Below are 15,770 nucleotides of genomic sequence, written 5' to 3'. Positions count from 1 at the left end.
GGCCACGCCCCCGGCCTTCCGCGCCGTCCGGGTTTCCGCGCCGCCCGGGCCTCTGTACCGCCCGGGCTTCCGCGCCGCCCGGGCTTCTGTGTCGTCCAGGCTTGCGTGCGGCCCGGGGGTTGCGCGCGGCCCCGGGCCTCCATGCCGCCCGGGCTTCTGTGTCGCCCGGGCTTCCGTGTTGCCCGGAGGGCCATCGCCCCGAAAAAGCGGTTGAGGCGTCCTTTGCTCTGCGAAATCCTGGCCGGACGATGCGCACACGCGAAGTCCGTGCCTGTTACGACCGTGACTCGATCACCGTCTATCAGGCATATGCTCCTGAGATCGGCTTGCCTGCGGCCGAGCACGGCACATTCGTCCCTCCTTTCTCGCGTCGGCGGATGACGTGGATAAAACCGTCCTTCCTGTGGCTCATGGCGCGCAGCGGCTGGGCTCGCAAGCAGGGCCAGCAGACGATCCTCGCCGTCCGGATCAGCCGGACCGGATGGGAAGAAGCCCTGGGGATGGCCGTCCCGACGGATCCCGACCGCCGCGTAGTCCGCAGCTCCGACGAATGGCGCCGCCAATTCGCGCAGGCAGCCGCGCACGTCCAGTGGGACCCGGAACGATCGATCCACGCGAGAAACTGGAAATGCGCAGCATCCAGATAGGCCTGAGCCGCCACATCATCGATCGCTACGTCGACGACTGGATCCTGGACATCGAGGACCGTACATCGCTCGCCCGCAGAATCCACGACCTCCTCAAGTCAGGTCGGGCGTCCCAAGCGAAAGCCCTGCTTCCCAAGGAGCGCCCGTATCCGGCGCCACCGGCCCTGGCCGCCCGCCTGGGAATGCTCTGACCGGTGCACTTTCAGGACCATGCCCACGTGGCGTCCCCTTCGGCGTCACGCTTCCTCCACCCTCGACGCTGAGTTGGCCGACGAACGTTCCGCCTGGCGGGTGTGGCTCGGGAGGGCGGGGCCGTCCCCTTGGCGTCGGATGCAGACCTTATGGCGGAGGTCATTGGCGGAGGCGCAGGACGAGGCGCTGGTTGAAGGCGCCCCGCTCGGCTGCCTTGATGGAACGTCGGTGCTCCAACTCGGCGGGGCTGATGCCGTGTATCGCTGCGAGAGCGTGGACGACTTCCAGGACGTCGCCGAGTTCTTCCGGATCGCCACTCGCAATGTACTCCCCTGCTTCTTCGATGAGCTTGGCGCGCAACCGTTCCTTATGCTCGCCCGGGTCAGCGGCACGCGTCTCCGGTTGTCCGCCAGCCGCTCGGATGATCTCCGGTATCCGGTCTCGGACCAGCTTCTCTGCTGACCCGCCGCCGTCCTTGATGCGGTGCGGCGTTGTGCCGTGCCGCCGATCCAGGGACTGAATCCATTTGACGGCGACTGCCGCTGTCTGCACCAACTCGCCCCGGAGGGCAGCGGGGTCGGATTCGGCGAGGGCTTCGAAGAACTCCTCGGCCAGAATATGCCGCCAGGTCAGCTCACCTCGTTGCCAGGCGGTGGCGCATACCCGCTTCGCCTCTTCCGCGTCCTCGACGAATTCGGGTCCACTCCCGTCAGGAAACTCCTGAACTCCCCACATCCGGTCTTGCGCCTCGCGTTCGGATTCGACATCCGCGAGCACTCTCGCCAGCGATCCAGGCGCCTCAACGTCCTCCATGCCGCACGACGTTAGCCTCCTTCCCATCCGCCCACCTCGCAACTGCGTGTGTGACTGTTCGTGTTTCCGAGCAGTGCTGTGGGGAGTGACCAGTCTCAGCGGCCTCGCGTCCACGGAGATGGTGGCCAAGTGTCACGGCTCGTCAGCCCGGTGGGGTGACTCGGTCGGGTTCGCAGGTGAGCAGTTCGTGGAGGACGGGCGGGAGTTCGTCCCAGAGCCATTCGTTCAGGTTGCCCGGGAAGGCTGCCGGGGGTTGGATGCCCAGGAGTTGCGGGGCGACTTCGGCCAGCCGTACCGCGATGGGGCCGTCGTCCCACATGGGGTCTCGGTTGCCCCAGAACGTAGAGAAGTCGGCGCTCGTCAGCATCAGCTCGGGGGGCAACGCGTGGTCGCCGGGATGCCTGCCAAGGGGGAGCAGCCGTTGCGCGGTCGTGCGCAGGATGTTGAGCGCGGCCAGGTCGTGCGGGCACGCCACGTTCGTGAGTTCCAGTTCGGGGAGGCCGAATCGGCGCAGTCCTTGGGTCCTGAGCGTGACGCAGTTGCAGCCGTCGATATCGTCTTCGTCGGCCGTGCACTGACCCGAGTTGCGGTATGGCGGCAGGACGGTCCCGAGCCAGTCGTCGGCGAGGACGAAGTCGTCCAGGCGACTGATGTGAGCGGGGGACAGGGCCCGGCCGGTGGCTAGGTCCACGGGCACTCCGCAGAGTGATTCCGCGATCGCCTTGGCCGTGGCACGGGCGAGGTGCGGCCCGGACGGGAGGTCGCCGACCGGCAGGACGCATGTGACGCCGATGTGCCGTGTGGCTTGCCGGGCCCTCTCCGCGTCCTCCTCGTCGGTGCCGGACACCTCGTTCAGGTTCCAGGGCGAGTCCTCGGCGGGATGGCAGGCCAGGACGAGGTGCGGGGTGCCCAGCCGGCCCGCGACCGCCGTGGCCAGCGGGCCGGGCAGCCGCTGCCGGACCGTCGCCGCGAGGTCGCCGGGATCCCTGTCGGTCGCGACGACGAAGCCGGCGGTCGTCTCTTCGGGAACCGTGATGGTGACGCGCATTGCAGCCTCCTCGGGGCGGTGGACCGGTGTTCGCAGTCCAGCTTCGAGGAGGCCGCCGCACACTTTCACTAGAACGTGGTTCTGTGGATAAAGAGCTAGAACGCGCAGGTCAGGGAGGCATCAGTTAGCTGGTGCGTTCTGCGCTCCGCCGGACCGTCCGCTCGGACGGTCCGGCGGAGCCGTGACACTCAGCGGCGGCCGTCCAGCGATCAGCCGCCGGTGCGGTCAGCGGGCGGACGCGTCCACGTAGTGGCGCTCACTCGGGCCCACGTACACCTGGCGCGGACGTCCGATCTTCGTGGCCGGGTCGTTCATCATCTCGCGCCACTGGGCGATCCAGCCGGGAAGCCGGCCGAGCGCGAACAGCACGGTGAACGCGTTGGTGGGGAAGCCCATCGCCTTGTAGATGACGCCCGTGTAGAAGTCGACGTTGGGGTAGAGCTTGCGTTCGATGAAGTAGTCGTCGCTCAGCGCGACCTCTTCGAGACGCATGGCGAGGTCCAGCAGCGGGTCGGATTTGCCGAGCGCGTCCAGGACCTTGCCCGTCGCCTTCTTCACGACCGCGGCGCGCGGATCGTAGTTGCGGTAGACGCGGTGGCCGAAGCCCATGAGCTTGACGCCGGGCTCCTTGTTCTTGACGCGTGCCACGAACGAGTCGATGTCGTCGCCGTTCTCGTGGATGCTCTCGAGCATTTCCAGGACGGCCTGGTTGGCCCCACCGTGCAGCGGGCCGAACAGCGCGTCCACGCCCGCGGACACGGACGAGAACAGGTTGGCTTGGCTGGACCCCACGAGCCGCACTGTTGAGGTCGAACAGTTCTGCTCGTGGTCGGCGTGCAGGATGAACAGCATGTCCAGGACGCGTGCGATCTCAGGATCGATCTCGTAGGGCTGCGTGGGCAGACCGAACATCATGCGGAGGAAGTTCTCCACGTACCCGAGGGAGTTGTCCGGGTACAGGAGCGGCTGGCCGTTGGAGGTCTTGTAGGCGTACGCCGCGATGGTGGGCAGCTTCGCGATGAGCCGGATGCTCGACTGGTCGACCTGCTCGGGGTCGAACGGGTCGAGGCTGTCCTGGTAGAACGTCGACAGGGCGCTGACCGCGGACGACAGCACGGCCATGGGGTGGGCCCGGCGCGGGAAAGCGGAGAAGAACGCCCGGAACTTCTCGTCCAGCAACGTGTGGTTGCGCACGTTGTCGGTGAACGCGCCCAACTGGTCGGCCGTCGGCAGCTCGCCGTAGATCAGCAGGTAGGCCACCTCAAGGAAGGACGACTTCTCCGCCAGCTCCTCGATGGGGTAGCCCCGGTAGCGGAGGATGCCCGCCTCGCCGTCGATGTAGGTGATGGCGGACGTGGTGGACGCGGTGTTGGTGAAACCCGGATCGAGCGTGACATGCCCCGTCTCCTTCAGGAGGCTGCCGACGACCAGCCCTGACGGCCCCTCAGTGGCCTCGGTGACCTCCAGAGGCATCCGGCCGCTCGCGTGGTCGAGCTCGAAATCCGACATACTCGCTCACTCCCAACTGCGTCCACACCTGCGTAGACGTTCCGCTCTTCATCGTATCCACGTGATCACCCGCGCCGATCCGGCCGGTCCCGTTGACGCGGGACCGGCTCGGGTGCTCCGGTGGAGTCATGACCGATAACGGGGCCGCCGAACTCCTCGCACGCACGCGCGGGGACATCGCCGCCGCGACGACCGAGAACCGCTTCGTCGACATGCTCGAAGCAGGCGGGTTGCCCCGGGAGCGCCTGGTCTGGCTGGCCGGCGAGGAGTATCGGATCGTTGGCAGCGATCGGCGTAGTTTCGCTCTGCTGGCTGCCAGGTTTCCCGATCCGCCGTCCGGTGAGCTGTTTCTGGAGCTTGCGCAGGGCGAGGGGCAGGCGCTGGCACTGCTCGGAGAGTTCGCGGCCGCGCTCGGGCAGAGTGAGAAGAATCTCAGGGCGTATGACCCGAAACCCTTCGCGCAGGCGTATCCGGCCTATCTCGCGCAGAGGGCGGCATTCGGGACGGCCGCCGAGGTCGCCCTGGCCATGCTGGCCAACCTGGAGGAGTGGGGTGCGTACTGCGGCCGTACCGCTCGGGCTCTACGGACGCAGTACGGCTTCTCTGACGGGGCCGTCGGATTCTTCGATTTCTTCGCTGAACCACCGCCGGGCTTCGAGGAACGCGCGTTGGACGTGATCGCGTCCGGGCTGGCATCCGGTGAGGACCCGATAGAGGTCGCTCGTGCGGCCCGCCTTCTGCACGCCTACGAGACCGCCTTCTGGGACACCCTCGCCGAAGGCTTGCCGTGATGGGTGGCCCTAGTACTCCCGGAGCGTAGGCAACTCGGCTGTGATCTGGACGAGTGTCCGTTCCTGGACGCCGATGAGCTGCTCGACGTCCACGGGCGGCCATTCCTCGCCGTAGTGGGCGTCCAGCAAGGTCGACAGGGCGACGAGGATCTGCTCTGGTGTAGGACGCTCCCCAGGCTCCTTGACGAGACAGCGGGTCACGAGCCCGCGCATGGGGGCGGGCAACCGGGTGAGGTCCGGTTCGCCGTACACGATCCGGCTGCGGACCTTGTGGCCGGTGCCGAAGGGGGCGGCACCCGTCGCTGCGAACACGAGGGTCGCGCCTAGGGAGAACACGTCGCTCTCCGGGTGGACGGGGTCACCGAGGGCCTGCTCCGGTGACATGTAGGCCGGTGTTCCCAGGATCTCCGTACGGGACAGCGGCAGTGCGTCGAGAGGTCTCGCGATACCGAAGTCGATGACCCTCGGCCCGTCCGAGGCCAGCAGGACGTTCGACGGCTTCAGGTCCCTGTGCACGATGCCCGCACGATGTATGGCGATAAGGGCCTCCGCAAGCCCGGCCCCCAGCCGGCAGGCCGCGCGCTCGCGAAGCGGCCCCTTCTCCCGGACGACCTTGGCAAGGCTCACACCGCGGATGTACTGCGTCGCAAGCCAGGGCCGGTCGGCGTCGGGGTCGGCGTCGACGACGGGTGCCGTATAGAAGCCGCTCACCGAGCGCGCCGACGTCACCTCACGGCGGAACCTCGCCCGCCACTTGGGATCGTCCAGCAGCTCCGGGCGGATGACCTTCACGGCGACGAGACGCCTGCTGGGCGACGCTCCGAGGAACACCTCGCCCATCCCACCGGCACCGAGCCGGGCGACCACCCGGTAGGGGCCGATCATCTCTGGAAGTTCTGACTGCATGGGCACGGAGGTCCGATCATGGTGGGGCGCGCTCAATCGTGCCATGAGCGGACACCCGTCCGGCAACGCGTGTGCTCAGGTCCAGGGCAGTGCACTCCGTTCGGTCCAGTAACGCTCTGGCGGAACGCTCAGATCCGCCAGCTCCTGTAGTTGATGCTCGTCGAGCTGCACGGTCGGCGCGGCGAGGTTCGACCCCAGTTGCGCGGGGCTGACCGCGCCGATGAGGACGATGTCCGCCCACGGCCGGCTGAGCGCCGCCGCCAAGGCCAAAGCATCGGGCCGTACACCGTTCTCGGACGCGATGGCCTGCACGGCCTCAGGCGGCCGCACGGCGAGCCTGCCGTTGGCCAAGGCCTCCTTGAGCAGGACGCGCAGCCCTGCGTCATGCGCTTCGCGTAGAGCTTCCGCTGCCGACGTCTCCAGGATGTTCCATGTTGACTGGACGGTGTTGAACAGCCTCTGGCCGGAGACGTCCAGTGTCATCGCCCGGCGGATCGTGTCGGCCTGTCGTGGGCCCGACGTGGAGAATCCGACGCGCACGCCTTCGGCACTCAGCTCCGCCAAGGCCTCCTGTAGGCGGAGATCCTGGAACAGTGCGCTCTCTTCGGTCAGGGAGTGGACCTGGTAGACGGAGAGGTGCCCGTCCAGCAACTCGCGGGTCTCGCCGTACTGGGCGCGGTAGCGGTCGAGACTGTGTTCCTTGACCTCATGCACCGCGGCGTCGGTCTTCCATTCGCCGACGTAGGCGTATCCCCATTTACTGGATACGGTCACATCATCGGGATTGCGTGCGCTGAGCCAGCCCCCGAGGAACTCTTCTGCGCGGCCGTAGGAGCGTGCCGCGTCCACCCATCGGATGCCGGCCGCATAGGCCGTGTCGAGGACGTTCCAGGTGGCCTCGCGCATCCGTTCGACGCTCCGGCCAGGCGGCAGTTCATTGGCCCTGCCAACGTTGATGTAGGCGGGCCGTCCCAACGCCGCGAGCCCGATCCCCAAGCGATGCGTAGCGTTCATGCACCCAGCCTTGCATGCCGTACCCAGCAACCAAGCCTCGGCGATTGCCCGAAGTGCCCGATAAGGCTGATTCTTATTCGTGGGTTATCCACAGAATTGCGTTCTACTGTTCTCGGGAAGGCGCGTCCGCGAGGCTGTGTCACGTCAATGTCAACCGCGACACGAAGGGCACGGAAATGCCTGTGCAGATCAATCGCGCCCAGTACGGCGCCCACCAGTTCGCCGGTCACCTGGGGCTCACTCGATGGCAGCCGCGCGTGGGGCTGGAGCACGGGATCCTTCCCGGCCCCGACCTGGACGGGGAGCGGTGGTCCGCCGACCTGGTCGAGGAATGCCGGGAGGCCGGCAAGGACGTCATCGCCAGATTCGGCGACGAAACGCCGATCGGCTCCGCCCGCGCGGCCGACAGGCTGGCCGCCCGGGTGAACCTGGACGTGGAGCGCCGAGACATCGAGGTCCTGGTCGCCCAGGGCGCCCTCAATGTCGTCAGCAGTTTCCGCGGATACCCCGTCTACCTCATGCGCGACCTGGACCGGCTCGACCTCGACACCGTGCGGACGGTGGTCATCGCCAGGAAGGGCCCGCTCACCGACACCGTCGACGCGGGGGGAGCGGCGACCATCCTCGGATGGCCCCGCCGGACGTTCGACCGGATCGCCACTGAGCGCGGGCTCACGGCGGACCGGCTCGGCCGCTACACCCTCCCCGACATCGAGGCGCTCAGACAGGACGATGACCTGGCACGCGAGATCGCGGACGAGAAGCGTCGCCTGACCCTGGCCAGCACGCGCCGAACCGAGGCCCATGCCGAAGACGTCGTCCGCGCCTGGGTTCTGCGCTGCTCGGCCTACGTAGACGGCGACGCCGACAGGCCGCCGGACATCGGTCCTCTCAGCCGAGCACTGCGAAGCCTCGGCGCGGTCAGAGCCAAGATCGAAGGACAGGAGGCCCCCGCCTCCTGAGTCTGATTCTGGCGGTTCCAGGCGGCCCCACCTAGGCGGGCTTGGAGTGGCCCCACCCTCAGCGGCGACATGCCTGCGGCGATCTGATTCGGCCCGACCGTGACCAGCTCCTTCTTGTCGCTGATTGCCTGAACCGGGGCCGAATCCAACCGCCACTGGGTCTTCAAGGTGGGGCCAGACGAGGCCGCTCCAGTGGAGCAAGTTGAAACCGCTGTAATCACTCGTCGGTGCACTAGCAAACCGGCGAAAGAAGGCGTTTTCGACGCCAGGCGCTTCACGCCGGCCAGCGTGAAAGAGACCAATGAGGAGCACGCCCGCGGCAGCGGAGGAGAACGTCCACACGCGGTCCTGCCCGGTATCCGGCAAGGACGAAGCCCACCCCTACCAGGCCGACCCAGCGGCCAACCAAGCCGACCGTGACCGACCGCGCTGGGAAACCTCCTTAGTGATGCCTAAACCAAGGAGTGAACGCGATGCCGCCGATGGCTCCATCAACAAGCCCAAGCACGACGTGCCGCCCCATAAACGCCCTGGATTCCACACCCACCAACAGGTCGAAAAGCCAATCACGACCGACGCCACCCCCGAACCGACGCCGAGACCCGAACCGACGTCGAGTCCCCGGATCGACGGCGAGTTCCGGATCGGAAGTGGAGACCCCGGACCGGGCCGGGAGCGGAGTTCCCGGACCGGGCGTCGAGGTCTCGAACCGACGCCGAGTCCCGGCCTAGGCGTGCAGTTTCTGGGCCGGGCGCCGAGTTCCTGGACCGACGTCGATTTCCGGACCGGGCGTGTAGATCCTGGAGTGGGCGCGGTGTTCCTGGAGCGGGCGTGCAGTTCCGGGACTGGGCGTGCAGTTCCTGGACCGGGCGTGCAGTTCCTGGACCGACGTCGAGTACTCCGACCGGGCGTGGAGTTCCCGGATCGACTCCGAGGTCCTGGAGTCGAGTTCCCAGGCCGGGCGTCGGGATCTCGGATCGATGCCGAGTTCCTGGACCGGTGTCGAGTTCCTGGACCTGGTGCGGAGTTCCCCGGACCGGTTGGGTGGTTCGTTGTGGTGGGTGGCTGGTCGAGGTCGGATAGGGCGTCGTGGTTGTTGTTGGGTTCGGAAAATCCTGCCGTCTTGCGGGTGGAGCCTTGGGGCTAGGGGCGGCGGGAGGATGAGCGACGTCTGGGGGACGGCTTCTTGGTCTCTCTGTGCCGTTCGAGGGCGGCGAGGAGGCGGTCGCGGGCCTCGACGCGGGAGAGCGCCGGGACCCGGTCGGGCAGGTTGGAGGCGAGCATGGGAGGGGCGTTGACGAGGCCGTTGTCGTCGATCGTGGCCTGCTCTCCTGGCCATGGGCCGAGGAGGATCGCGGAAACGCCGCCCGGGTGCCGAGCGAGGAGCGCCTGGATCCTGTCGGTCTCCTGCGCGCAGTCGGCGACCAGGAGGAGCCGGCGCGCCCCTGTCACGCCGGTGTTCTCCCGGATGGCGAGTTCCGTTTCGAGGTAGGCGAGCGCAGCGTCGAGGTTGCCGGGGATGAAGAGTCCGGCCGTGTTGTCGTCGAGTAGCTCATCCTCAGCCAGGCCGAACAGGGCGGTCGCGTCGGCTCGCGGAATCACGACCAGGGAATCGTCGCCGTGCTCGTCGAGAGCGGTCAGGGCGAGCACACGTGCGGTGGAGACGGCACCCGGGCCTGACAAGCCCGTTGCCGGGGCAGCGAATGGGTCGAGCACGGGACGGTATACGAAGTCGGCCAGCGGTTCCTTTTCCTCTTCGGGTACGGGAAGGGCCGGCATGCCCGCGGTGGCGACGGCATAGAGCCGGTGCCGGAAGGGGTAACAGATCGCCGCAGCGGCGGGGATGAGCAGGCTCAGCAGCAGAACCGGCTGCAGCGAGGGAGGACGTGACTCCGCCTCGTCTGCTTGCTCGCGTGTACGAGTCGGCTTTGGTGAGGATGGTGCGGGACGAGGTGTGCTCTTCTTCCGGGACGGGGGTTCGCTGCTCGGAGGATCCGGCAGGGCGATGCGCGGACTCGGCCTCTCCGGCGGTACGGGCGAGGGGCGCCCGTGTTCGATCTTGGGCTTCCAGGTGTGTCGATGCGGCCGGCGGGGAAACTCCCGACCGCGTCCCGACCTTCTGCGAGACCTCTCGTACATCGAGCGCCATGCCTCCTTGCACTTGTGCGCGGTGTACCAGTCGCCGATGTTCACAGCGTGACGGCAGCTCGGCGACAGGGACCTGCGCGGCCCCGGTTCGTGTTGAGCGGCGGCCTCCGAGGGCGCCGCCGCGCCGATGGAGATGGCGCCGGCCATCGCGGTACAGCCCAGGACTCCGCAGGTGCAGCGGAGCCAGCCGCCGAGCAGGACGGCCAGCCTGGGATGTGCCAGAAAACGGTTCATCTTCGCCCCGGGGGATCGCGTCGGTCACCGTGTGAATGCCGATCGTAGTCAATTTGGCTACGGAGCGTTGAACATTGCTAACACTCGACTGGACGACCTTCGGCGCCCGGCTCCGCTGCCGTCATGGCCCAAATACGCAGTACGTCCCAGAAAGCCCCGAGATGTAGGTGACCTGGTCGGCGCGGGAAAGGCGTCACGGAACGGCTGGCGAGAACCTACAACCCGCCTGCTGACAAACGGGTTTCGAGGCTACGGACCACGGGCTCACCGGCTGCACCTTACGGATGCCCGCAGCCGAACCAACCGTCCGGGAGGTGACTACGTGCGACACCCCGGTCTCCACGCGGTGCCATAACTCTCACTCCGCGTTATGAACTGGCCCAGGGACGACGCAGACTGCTGGAGGCCAGACGTGGAGCACCGGAGGGCAGATGCGTCGCGGGCGCGGCTGCGGAGCACCGGTGGCAGGGGCGTCACGGGAGCGGTTGCGGTGTGCTGGAGGTCGGATGTGGAGCACTGGAGGGCGGGTGCGTTGCGGGCGCGGCTGGGGGGCGCCCAGCAGCGTCCACACCTGGAAGCCGACCTGGTAGGCGGCGATCTCGGCGTCCCCCATGCGGGCGGCGATCGACGTTCCCACGATGAGGACGACGCGGAGTGCGGCCGTCCGGACCAGGAGGCCGAAGCCCGCCGTGGCGGACGTCCGCAACCCGGCCATGTCGGGACGGACCGGTGCCCCGTGCCGGCGCGCCGCCCGTAGCACGACGGCCACGTAGACGACCGCGCTGCCCGTCTGGGCGAGGACGGTCCCCCAGGCCGCACCGGCGATCCCCCAGCCCAGGACGAGCACGAACACCACGTTGAGCAGCAGGTTCGCCGAGAATCCGCCGATGGAGACGAAGAGCGGCGTGCGGGTGTCCTGCAGACCCCGCAGGACGCCGGTGCCGGCGAGCACGAGCAGCATCGACGGAATGCCGAAGAGGCTGACGCGGAGGTAGGTCTCGGCGTACGGGGTCACGGCGGGGGACGCGCCGAACGCCTCCACGATCCACCGGGTGGCGGGGGTGTCGCGGTCGCGGTTGCGGTGTGCTGATGATCGGATGTGGAGTACCGGAGGGCGGGTGTGTCGCGGGCGCGGCGGAGCCGAGGCGAATCTGTCCATTGCCGGATGCCTCTCTGCTCAGGGTCGTTCTGATCTGGGTCGGGGTGTGGCTGGCTGGTGGGGTGGATGGTCAGGATGTTCTCAGGCTTGCCAGGGTGGTGTCGGTTAGGGCGTTCCCATAGATCCTGCGGCGGCGCAGGGTGAAGTCGTCCATGTCCACGGCGCGTGGTCCGGCCTGGGGCATCCCCCGGCCGGCGTTCGCGCGTGTCGGGCTTGGCGGAGTGGTGTTGAGCGGGGTTGTTCTGTGCTCGGTTGGATGGGGGTGTGGCTGGTTGGTTGGCCGGGGGGGCAGGGGCGTTTCGCAGATTCTGTGGCAGCGCAGGGTGAGGGCCCGTCGTCCGCGCTCAGGGCACGTGGCACGGACTGAGGGATTAGTTGTTTGATGCCCTTGTCGCGTGGCGATGGTGTCCCGCCCGCGTGGCCCCCTGCTTTCGTGTCAGTTCGGGTGGACGGTGGGATCAGCTGCAGCAGTGTTAGTCGGCTCCCGGGGGCAGGGCGTCCCGGCAGGCGGGTGCCTGGCTGTGATCGATGGTGCAAGGTGCTCGTGGGGCTGGGGCGCGTTAGTGGTGGTGTTGTGCGGGTGGGCATGGGTTTAGTGGGTTGGTTTGGCGCGTGGTGTTTCTGGTGGGTTGGGGTCTTGGGTGACTTGGTTTCGGGTGGTGCGTGGGGTTTTAGGCGGCTTGTGGGGGGTCTGCGGGGGCCTTGAGGACGTCGTACATGCCCAGGGGAAGGGTGTCGCCCCAGAGCCAGTCGTTGACGGTGCCGTCGAAGTCCGCGGGTGGGCTGATGGTGAAGAGGCGTGAGGTCAGCGGGGAGAGGGTGACCTGGAAAGGGTTCGGTGGGGTGAGGTGGACGCGGCGCGTGGTGCCCCAGAAGTCGTTGAAGTCGCGGTGGGTGAGGTCCAGGGCGGCGGAGACCGTGCGGGTGCGGGCGGTGGGGCCGGTGGCGAGCCAGGACCAGTGGTCGGTCAGGAGGCGGCGGGCGGCCGTCCGCAGGACGTTCAGGGCGGCCAGGTCGTGCGGGCAGGCGACGTCGGTGATCTGGAGTTCGGGCAGCCCGAAGCGGCGGAGGCCGCGGGTGCGCAGGCGGACGCAGGCGCAGCCGTTGATGCCCTCCGGGTCGCGTTCGGGGTCGGCGGCCGTGCATCGGCCGTTGGCGCGGAACGGCGGCAGGACGTCGCCCAGCCAGCGATCGGCCAGCACGAAGCATGTCCGCTCGGTGATGGCCGGCGTCAGGACGTGGTTGGTGACGAGGTCGGCGGCGAGGCCCCCGGTGGCCGCGGCGATGGCGTAGGCGGCGGCACGGGCGACTTGGGCGCCGCGGGGCTGGTCGGTGATCGGCGCGAAGGCTGTGACGACGGCGAACTCCGCGGCGTCATTGAAGGTGCGTGCGGCCCGCCGGTCTTCGGGGCCGGCCGCCCGGACGTAGCCCGGATCCCAGCGCAGGGTGGTGAGGTCTTCGCGGGTGACCTGCAGCTGGGGCGAGCCGAGCCGTCCGGTGATGTGGGCGTGGTAGGGGCCTGACGCGGTCCGGCGCAGCAGGTCGCCGAGGTCGCGCGGGATGCTCTCGGCGGCCACGGCGAACCGGGAGGTCGTGGTGGACGGGACGGAGAACGCGATGGTGGCCATGGGGCCGCTCCTTCCGGACGGGACGTGGCCAGCATGCGCGGTCGTCCAGCCCGGAAGCAGTAGAACGAGATTCTGGGGATAACTCTCAGCCGTGGCGCGCGGCGCCCGGTGTGCGGTCGAAGCGCTCGCGGAACACGCGCGTGAAGTGGGGCTGGCTGACGAACCCAAGGCGATGAGCGATTTCAGCGACCGTCACGTGGGCCGATGCCGGGTCGGCCAGTTCGTTCCTGGCCCTGGTGAGGCGGCGGTCCATGACGTACCGGGACGGGGTGAGGCCCTCCGGCTCGAAGACGCGGCTGAGGTGCCGGACGGAGATCCCCAGGGCGGAGGCGATGCGTCGAGCGCTCAACCCGGGATCGTGCAGATGCCGTTCGATGTAGTCCTTGGCCACTAGCAGGTGGAGCAGTCGCGTGGGAGAGGCGGGGCGGTCCCCGGCACGTTGTGCCGCGAGGAGACCGAGGAGTTCCAGAGCCAGGTCGTCGGCATGGTCCGGTCCGTTGCCCTTGGCAAGGCTCAGGAGCAACGACCGCAGCGTCCGGGAGGCCGGGGAACCGTGGGACGCGCTGAGGGCGATGGGTGCGGGCACGACGGACGAACGGAATCGCTCGGCGAACATCTCACGCGGGACGTCCAGTAGTAGTTTCCGCATCGGGCTGGAGAAGCCGAAGAGGTAAGGACGAGCGGTGTCGTAAAGGACGAGGTCCCCTGCGCCGACGGTCAGGCAGCCGCCGGAGTGAAAGAACACGGCTTCGCCGCTGAGGACGAGGCTGGCGAACACCGATTCCTTGGGGAAGTCGCGGCAGATGCCAGGCGTCCGTTCTATGACGTGTTCGTTCCCTTGGATGTCGGCCAGGCGAAGCCCGCCGACACGGTGGTTCGTCTGCCGTGCGAGTAGTCCGCCCTCTGCGTAGGAAGAGCAGGCCAGCCCGACGAGCGCCCGTGCGTTGTACCGCTCCCAGTAGGCGATACGGTCGCCCGGCGGTACTTCCTCGGTCGATACGCGCGACTCCAAGACGGAAACGGCCATCTCGGCCTCCCAGCGTGCGATCGCAGGTAGGAGGCCGAGTCTAGCCATCGTCCCTCAGCGGAAGAGTGAGTCGACGTAGTCGGACCCCAGACCGACCTTGTCGTGGTGCTCGCGGCACATCGCGATGTAGTCGTGGACGTCGAAGTACCCGTCCGCGTCACCGTTCTCGTCCAGCCAGATAAGGGGACCCTTCACGATGAACATCGTCTTCATCGGCTCACCGCTCTCGTAGGCGACGAGTGTGTGTCCCTCTCCTGGGGCTTCGTAGATGAAGTCGCCGGCGGTCGCGGTCCATGGGCGTTCGAGATAGCCCCACTTGCCCGAGATGGTGTACGCGAACACCTCGTGGGGGTGGTAGTGCCTGTTCACGAGGCCGGCGCTGGTGGCGCGCAGGATGTCGGCCCAGGAGTTGTCCTTGACGTTGATCCAGAGCGGGCGTGAACCGACGGTTTCAGTGAACGGCACGTAGTAGCGGTCGTCGTCGGTGGCGACCTTCGACAGGTACACCTCTGGCAGGGCGTCCGGCTTCTGCGAGTTCTGGATCGGCTTCAGGGTCTTCCAGAACTCTGTGGTCGCGTCCTCGGGCATGGCGTCCTCCAGCGTGGCACCGGTCCGTCGACCGGCAGTCAACCGCGTGAGGACGGGCCCGTCTTCCCTCTGCGGGACGTCCGGTCTTGCCTGTCGGGGACACCTCGGATTCGCCGGACGCGTGCCGCGACGTTCGGTGAAATTATCGTCACTCGCAGTTAAAGTCGTCGGAGAGGTGACGAAATGTGCCGACTTTTCGGTATGAGCACGGGCGGTCCGCGGGTCGGGGCGGCGCACTGGCTGCTGGACGCGCCCCGGAGCCTGCGCGCGCAGAGTCACCGGATGCAGCACGGCGCGGGCCTCGGCTGGTTCTCGCTCGGCGGCGAACCCGTCCGCGACCGGGCGCCCCTCGCCGCCTTCGAGAATGCCGACTTCGACCTGCACGCCCGTAACGTCCCGTCCCACACGTTCGTGGCGCATGTTCGCGACGCGTCCGTGGGCGGGCTCACCGTGCACAACTGCCACCCTTTCGTGATGCGCGACCGGTTGTTCGCCCACAACGGCGTGGTGAAGGGGCTGGACGCCCTCCGGACGTGGCTGACGGAGGTCGAGCGCGCCCACGTCGCGGGGGAGACCGACTCCGAGCTGGTGTTCGCCTACCTGACTGCGGAGATCCGGCGCCGCGGCGACACGACGGCCGGGATCATCGAGGCGGTGCGCCGCATCGGCGCGGAACTCCCCGTGTTCGCGCTGAACCTGCTCATCGCCGAGGCCGGACGGCTCTGGGCGCTGCGCTACCCCGAGAGCAACGAGCTGTGGGTCCTGTCGCCGGACCGCGGCGGCGCGACCGCGCCAGGAGATTCCCCCGGCTCCGTGCCGGCCGTCGTCATCGCCAGCGAACCGATGGACGACCGCCCCGGCTGGCGGCTCCTCGCCCCCGGCGAACTCCTGGTCGCCGACGGGCTTGCCGAGGCTTCGCTCTTCCCGTTCGAACCCCTGCGGCATCCGCTGCGCCGCTCCGACCTGTCCGTACGAGAAGCCGCCTCCCAGACCCCCGCATCCGCCCCATCGCTTGTCACCCCCACCCCCTTGCTCTTATACCCATCAGCCGCTGCCCACACACATTTTTTTCTCATAATCAATTGTTCAACCAGCAAACACAAA

At 68.0% G+C, this 15,770-nt stretch carries 13 protein-coding genes and 1 pseudogene; 4 read left to right on the top strand and 10 right to left on the bottom strand.

Annotated elements, in window-relative coordinates; genetic code table 11:
• Window positions 1-248 precede the first annotated feature (248 nt).
• Window positions 249-838 (top strand): annotated as a pseudogene (locus tag HUX53_RS04970) (DUF4291 domain-containing protein).
• A gap of 160 nt (window positions 839-998) precedes the next feature.
• Here HUX53_RS04970 and HUX53_RS40720 read toward each other — a convergent pair.
• The 3 genes from HUX53_RS40720 to HUX53_RS04955 all read right to left on the bottom strand — a co-directional run bounded on the left by HUX53_RS40720 (window position 999) and on the right by HUX53_RS04955 (window position 4,209).
• Window positions 999-1,652 carry a nucleoside triphosphate pyrophosphohydrolase gene (locus tag HUX53_RS40720; protein ID WP_255204935.1) on the bottom strand — a complete coding sequence of 218 codons (654 nt, stop codon included), beginning with the start codon at window positions 1,650-1,652 and terminating at the stop codon, window positions 999-1,001.
• A 142-nt stretch (window positions 1,653-1,794) separates the two neighbouring features.
• Window positions 1,795-2,700, bottom strand: coding sequence for a hypothetical protein (locus HUX53_RS04960; RefSeq protein WP_176401986.1), 906 nt, complete (start codon window positions 2,698-2,700; stop codon window positions 1,795-1,797).
• Between the two features lie 225 nt (window positions 2,701-2,925).
• Complete coding sequence (locus tag HUX53_RS04955) at window positions 2,926-4,209, bottom strand: citrate synthase (RefSeq protein WP_176401985.1); 1,284 nt, start codon at window positions 4,207-4,209, stop codon at window positions 2,926-2,928.
• A 128-nt stretch (window positions 4,210-4,337) separates the two neighbouring features.
• Between HUX53_RS04955 and HUX53_RS04950 the strand changes: the two genes are divergently transcribed.
• Window positions 4,338-5,000: a transcriptional regulator gene (locus HUX53_RS04950; RefSeq protein ID WP_176401984.1), complete on the top strand. Its 663-nt coding sequence runs from the start codon at window positions 4,338-4,340 to the stop codon at window positions 4,998-5,000.
• 9 nt (window positions 5,001-5,009) lie between these two features.
• Here the strand turns inward: HUX53_RS04950 and HUX53_RS04945 are convergent, their stop codons facing one another.
• Window positions 5,010-5,906, bottom strand: coding sequence for a serine/threonine-protein kinase (locus tag HUX53_RS04945; protein WP_255204938.1), 897 nt, complete (start codon window positions 5,904-5,906; stop codon window positions 5,010-5,012).
• A gap of 75 nt (window positions 5,907-5,981) precedes the next feature.
• Window positions 5,982-6,920, bottom strand: coding sequence for an aldo/keto reductase (locus tag HUX53_RS04940; RefSeq protein WP_176401982.1), 939 nt, complete (start codon window positions 6,918-6,920; stop codon window positions 5,982-5,984).
• 182 nt (window positions 6,921-7,102) lie between these two features.
• Here HUX53_RS04940 and HUX53_RS04935 point away from each other — a divergent pair, with 182 nt between their 5' ends.
• Entirely contained in the window at window positions 7,103-7,882 is a 780-nt protein-coding gene (locus HUX53_RS04935) for a hypothetical protein (protein ID WP_176401981.1), read from the top strand.
• Window positions 7,883-9,025: 1,143 nt separating this feature from the next.
• On the opposite strand, the gene HUX53_RS04930 is transcribed toward HUX53_RS04935, so the two are convergent.
• The 5 genes from HUX53_RS04930 to HUX53_RS04910 form a co-directional block, all read right to left on the bottom strand.
• Window positions 9,026-9,532, bottom strand: a complete 507-nt coding sequence (locus HUX53_RS04930; RefSeq protein WP_176401980.1) for a hypothetical protein — start codon at window positions 9,530-9,532, stop codon at window positions 9,026-9,028.
• A 1,090-nt stretch (window positions 9,533-10,622) separates the two neighbouring features.
• Window positions 10,623-11,423 carry an MATE family efflux transporter gene (locus HUX53_RS42425; RefSeq protein WP_309237055.1) on the bottom strand — a complete coding sequence of 267 codons (801 nt, stop codon included), beginning with the start codon at window positions 11,421-11,423 and terminating at the stop codon, window positions 10,623-10,625.
• A gap of 671 nt (window positions 11,424-12,094) precedes the next feature.
• Window positions 12,095-13,051 carry a hypothetical protein gene (locus tag HUX53_RS04920; protein WP_176401979.1) on the bottom strand — a complete coding sequence of 319 codons (957 nt, stop codon included), beginning with the start codon at window positions 13,049-13,051 and terminating at the stop codon, window positions 12,095-12,097.
• An 85-nt stretch (window positions 13,052-13,136) separates the two neighbouring features.
• Window positions 13,137-14,078 carry a helix-turn-helix domain-containing protein gene (locus tag HUX53_RS04915; protein ID WP_176401978.1) on the bottom strand — a complete coding sequence of 314 codons (942 nt, stop codon included), beginning with the start codon at window positions 14,076-14,078 and terminating at the stop codon, window positions 13,137-13,139.
• A gap of 54 nt (window positions 14,079-14,132) precedes the next feature.
• Window positions 14,133-14,666, bottom strand: a complete 534-nt coding sequence (locus HUX53_RS04910; RefSeq protein ID WP_176401977.1) for a 2,4'-dihydroxyacetophenone dioxygenase family protein — start codon at window positions 14,664-14,666, stop codon at window positions 14,133-14,135.
• A gap of 183 nt (window positions 14,667-14,849) precedes the next feature.
• Here HUX53_RS04910 and HUX53_RS04905 point away from each other — a divergent pair.
• The coding region (locus tag HUX53_RS04905; RefSeq protein WP_176401976.1) for a class II glutamine amidotransferase at window positions 14,850-15,770 on the top strand (921 nt) is incomplete at its 3' end.

The organism is Actinomadura sp. BRA 177 (assembly GCF_013372625.1).
Taxonomy (GTDB): domain Bacteria; phylum Actinomycetota; class Actinomycetes; order Streptosporangiales; family Streptosporangiaceae; genus Spirillospora.
The sequence above is the reverse complement of the archived record's forward strand: the minus strand, read 5'-3'. Positions and strand labels throughout refer to the sequence as shown.

Coding starts and splice junctions, on each gene's coding strand:
- HUX53_RS04960 (WP_176401986.1), bottom strand. CDS start 2,700: ATGCGCGTCACCATCACGGTTCCCGAAGAGACGACCGCCGGCTTCGTC.
- HUX53_RS04920 (WP_176401979.1), bottom strand. CDS start 13,051: ATGGCCACCATCGCGTTCTCCGTCCCGTCCACCACGACCTCCCGGTTC.
- HUX53_RS42425 (WP_309237055.1), bottom strand. CDS start 11,423: ATGGACAGATTCGCCTCGGCTCCGCCGCGCCCGCGACACACCCGCCCT.
- HUX53_RS04940 (WP_176401982.1), bottom strand. CDS start 6,920: ATGAACGCTACGCATCGCTTGGGGATCGGGCTCGCGGCGTTGGGACGG.
- HUX53_RS04950 (WP_176401984.1), top strand. CDS start 4,338: ATGACCGATAACGGGGCCGCCGAACTCCTCGCACGCACGCGCGGGGAC.
- HUX53_RS04955 (WP_176401985.1), bottom strand. CDS start 4,209: ATGTCGGATTTCGAGCTCGACCACGCGAGCGGCCGGATGCCTCTGGAG.
- HUX53_RS04945 (WP_255204938.1), bottom strand. CDS start 5,906: ATGCAGTCAGAACTTCCAGAGATGATCGGCCCCTACCGGGTGGTCGCC.
- HUX53_RS04915 (WP_176401978.1), bottom strand. CDS start 14,078: ATGGCCGTTTCCGTCTTGGAGTCGCGCGTATCGACCGAGGAAGTACCG.
- HUX53_RS04910 (WP_176401977.1), bottom strand. CDS start 14,666: ATGCCCGAGGACGCGACCACAGAGTTCTGGAAGACCCTGAAGCCGATC.
- HUX53_RS40720 (WP_255204935.1), bottom strand. CDS start 1,652: ATGGAGGACGTTGAGGCGCCTGGATCGCTGGCGAGAGTGCTCGCGGAT.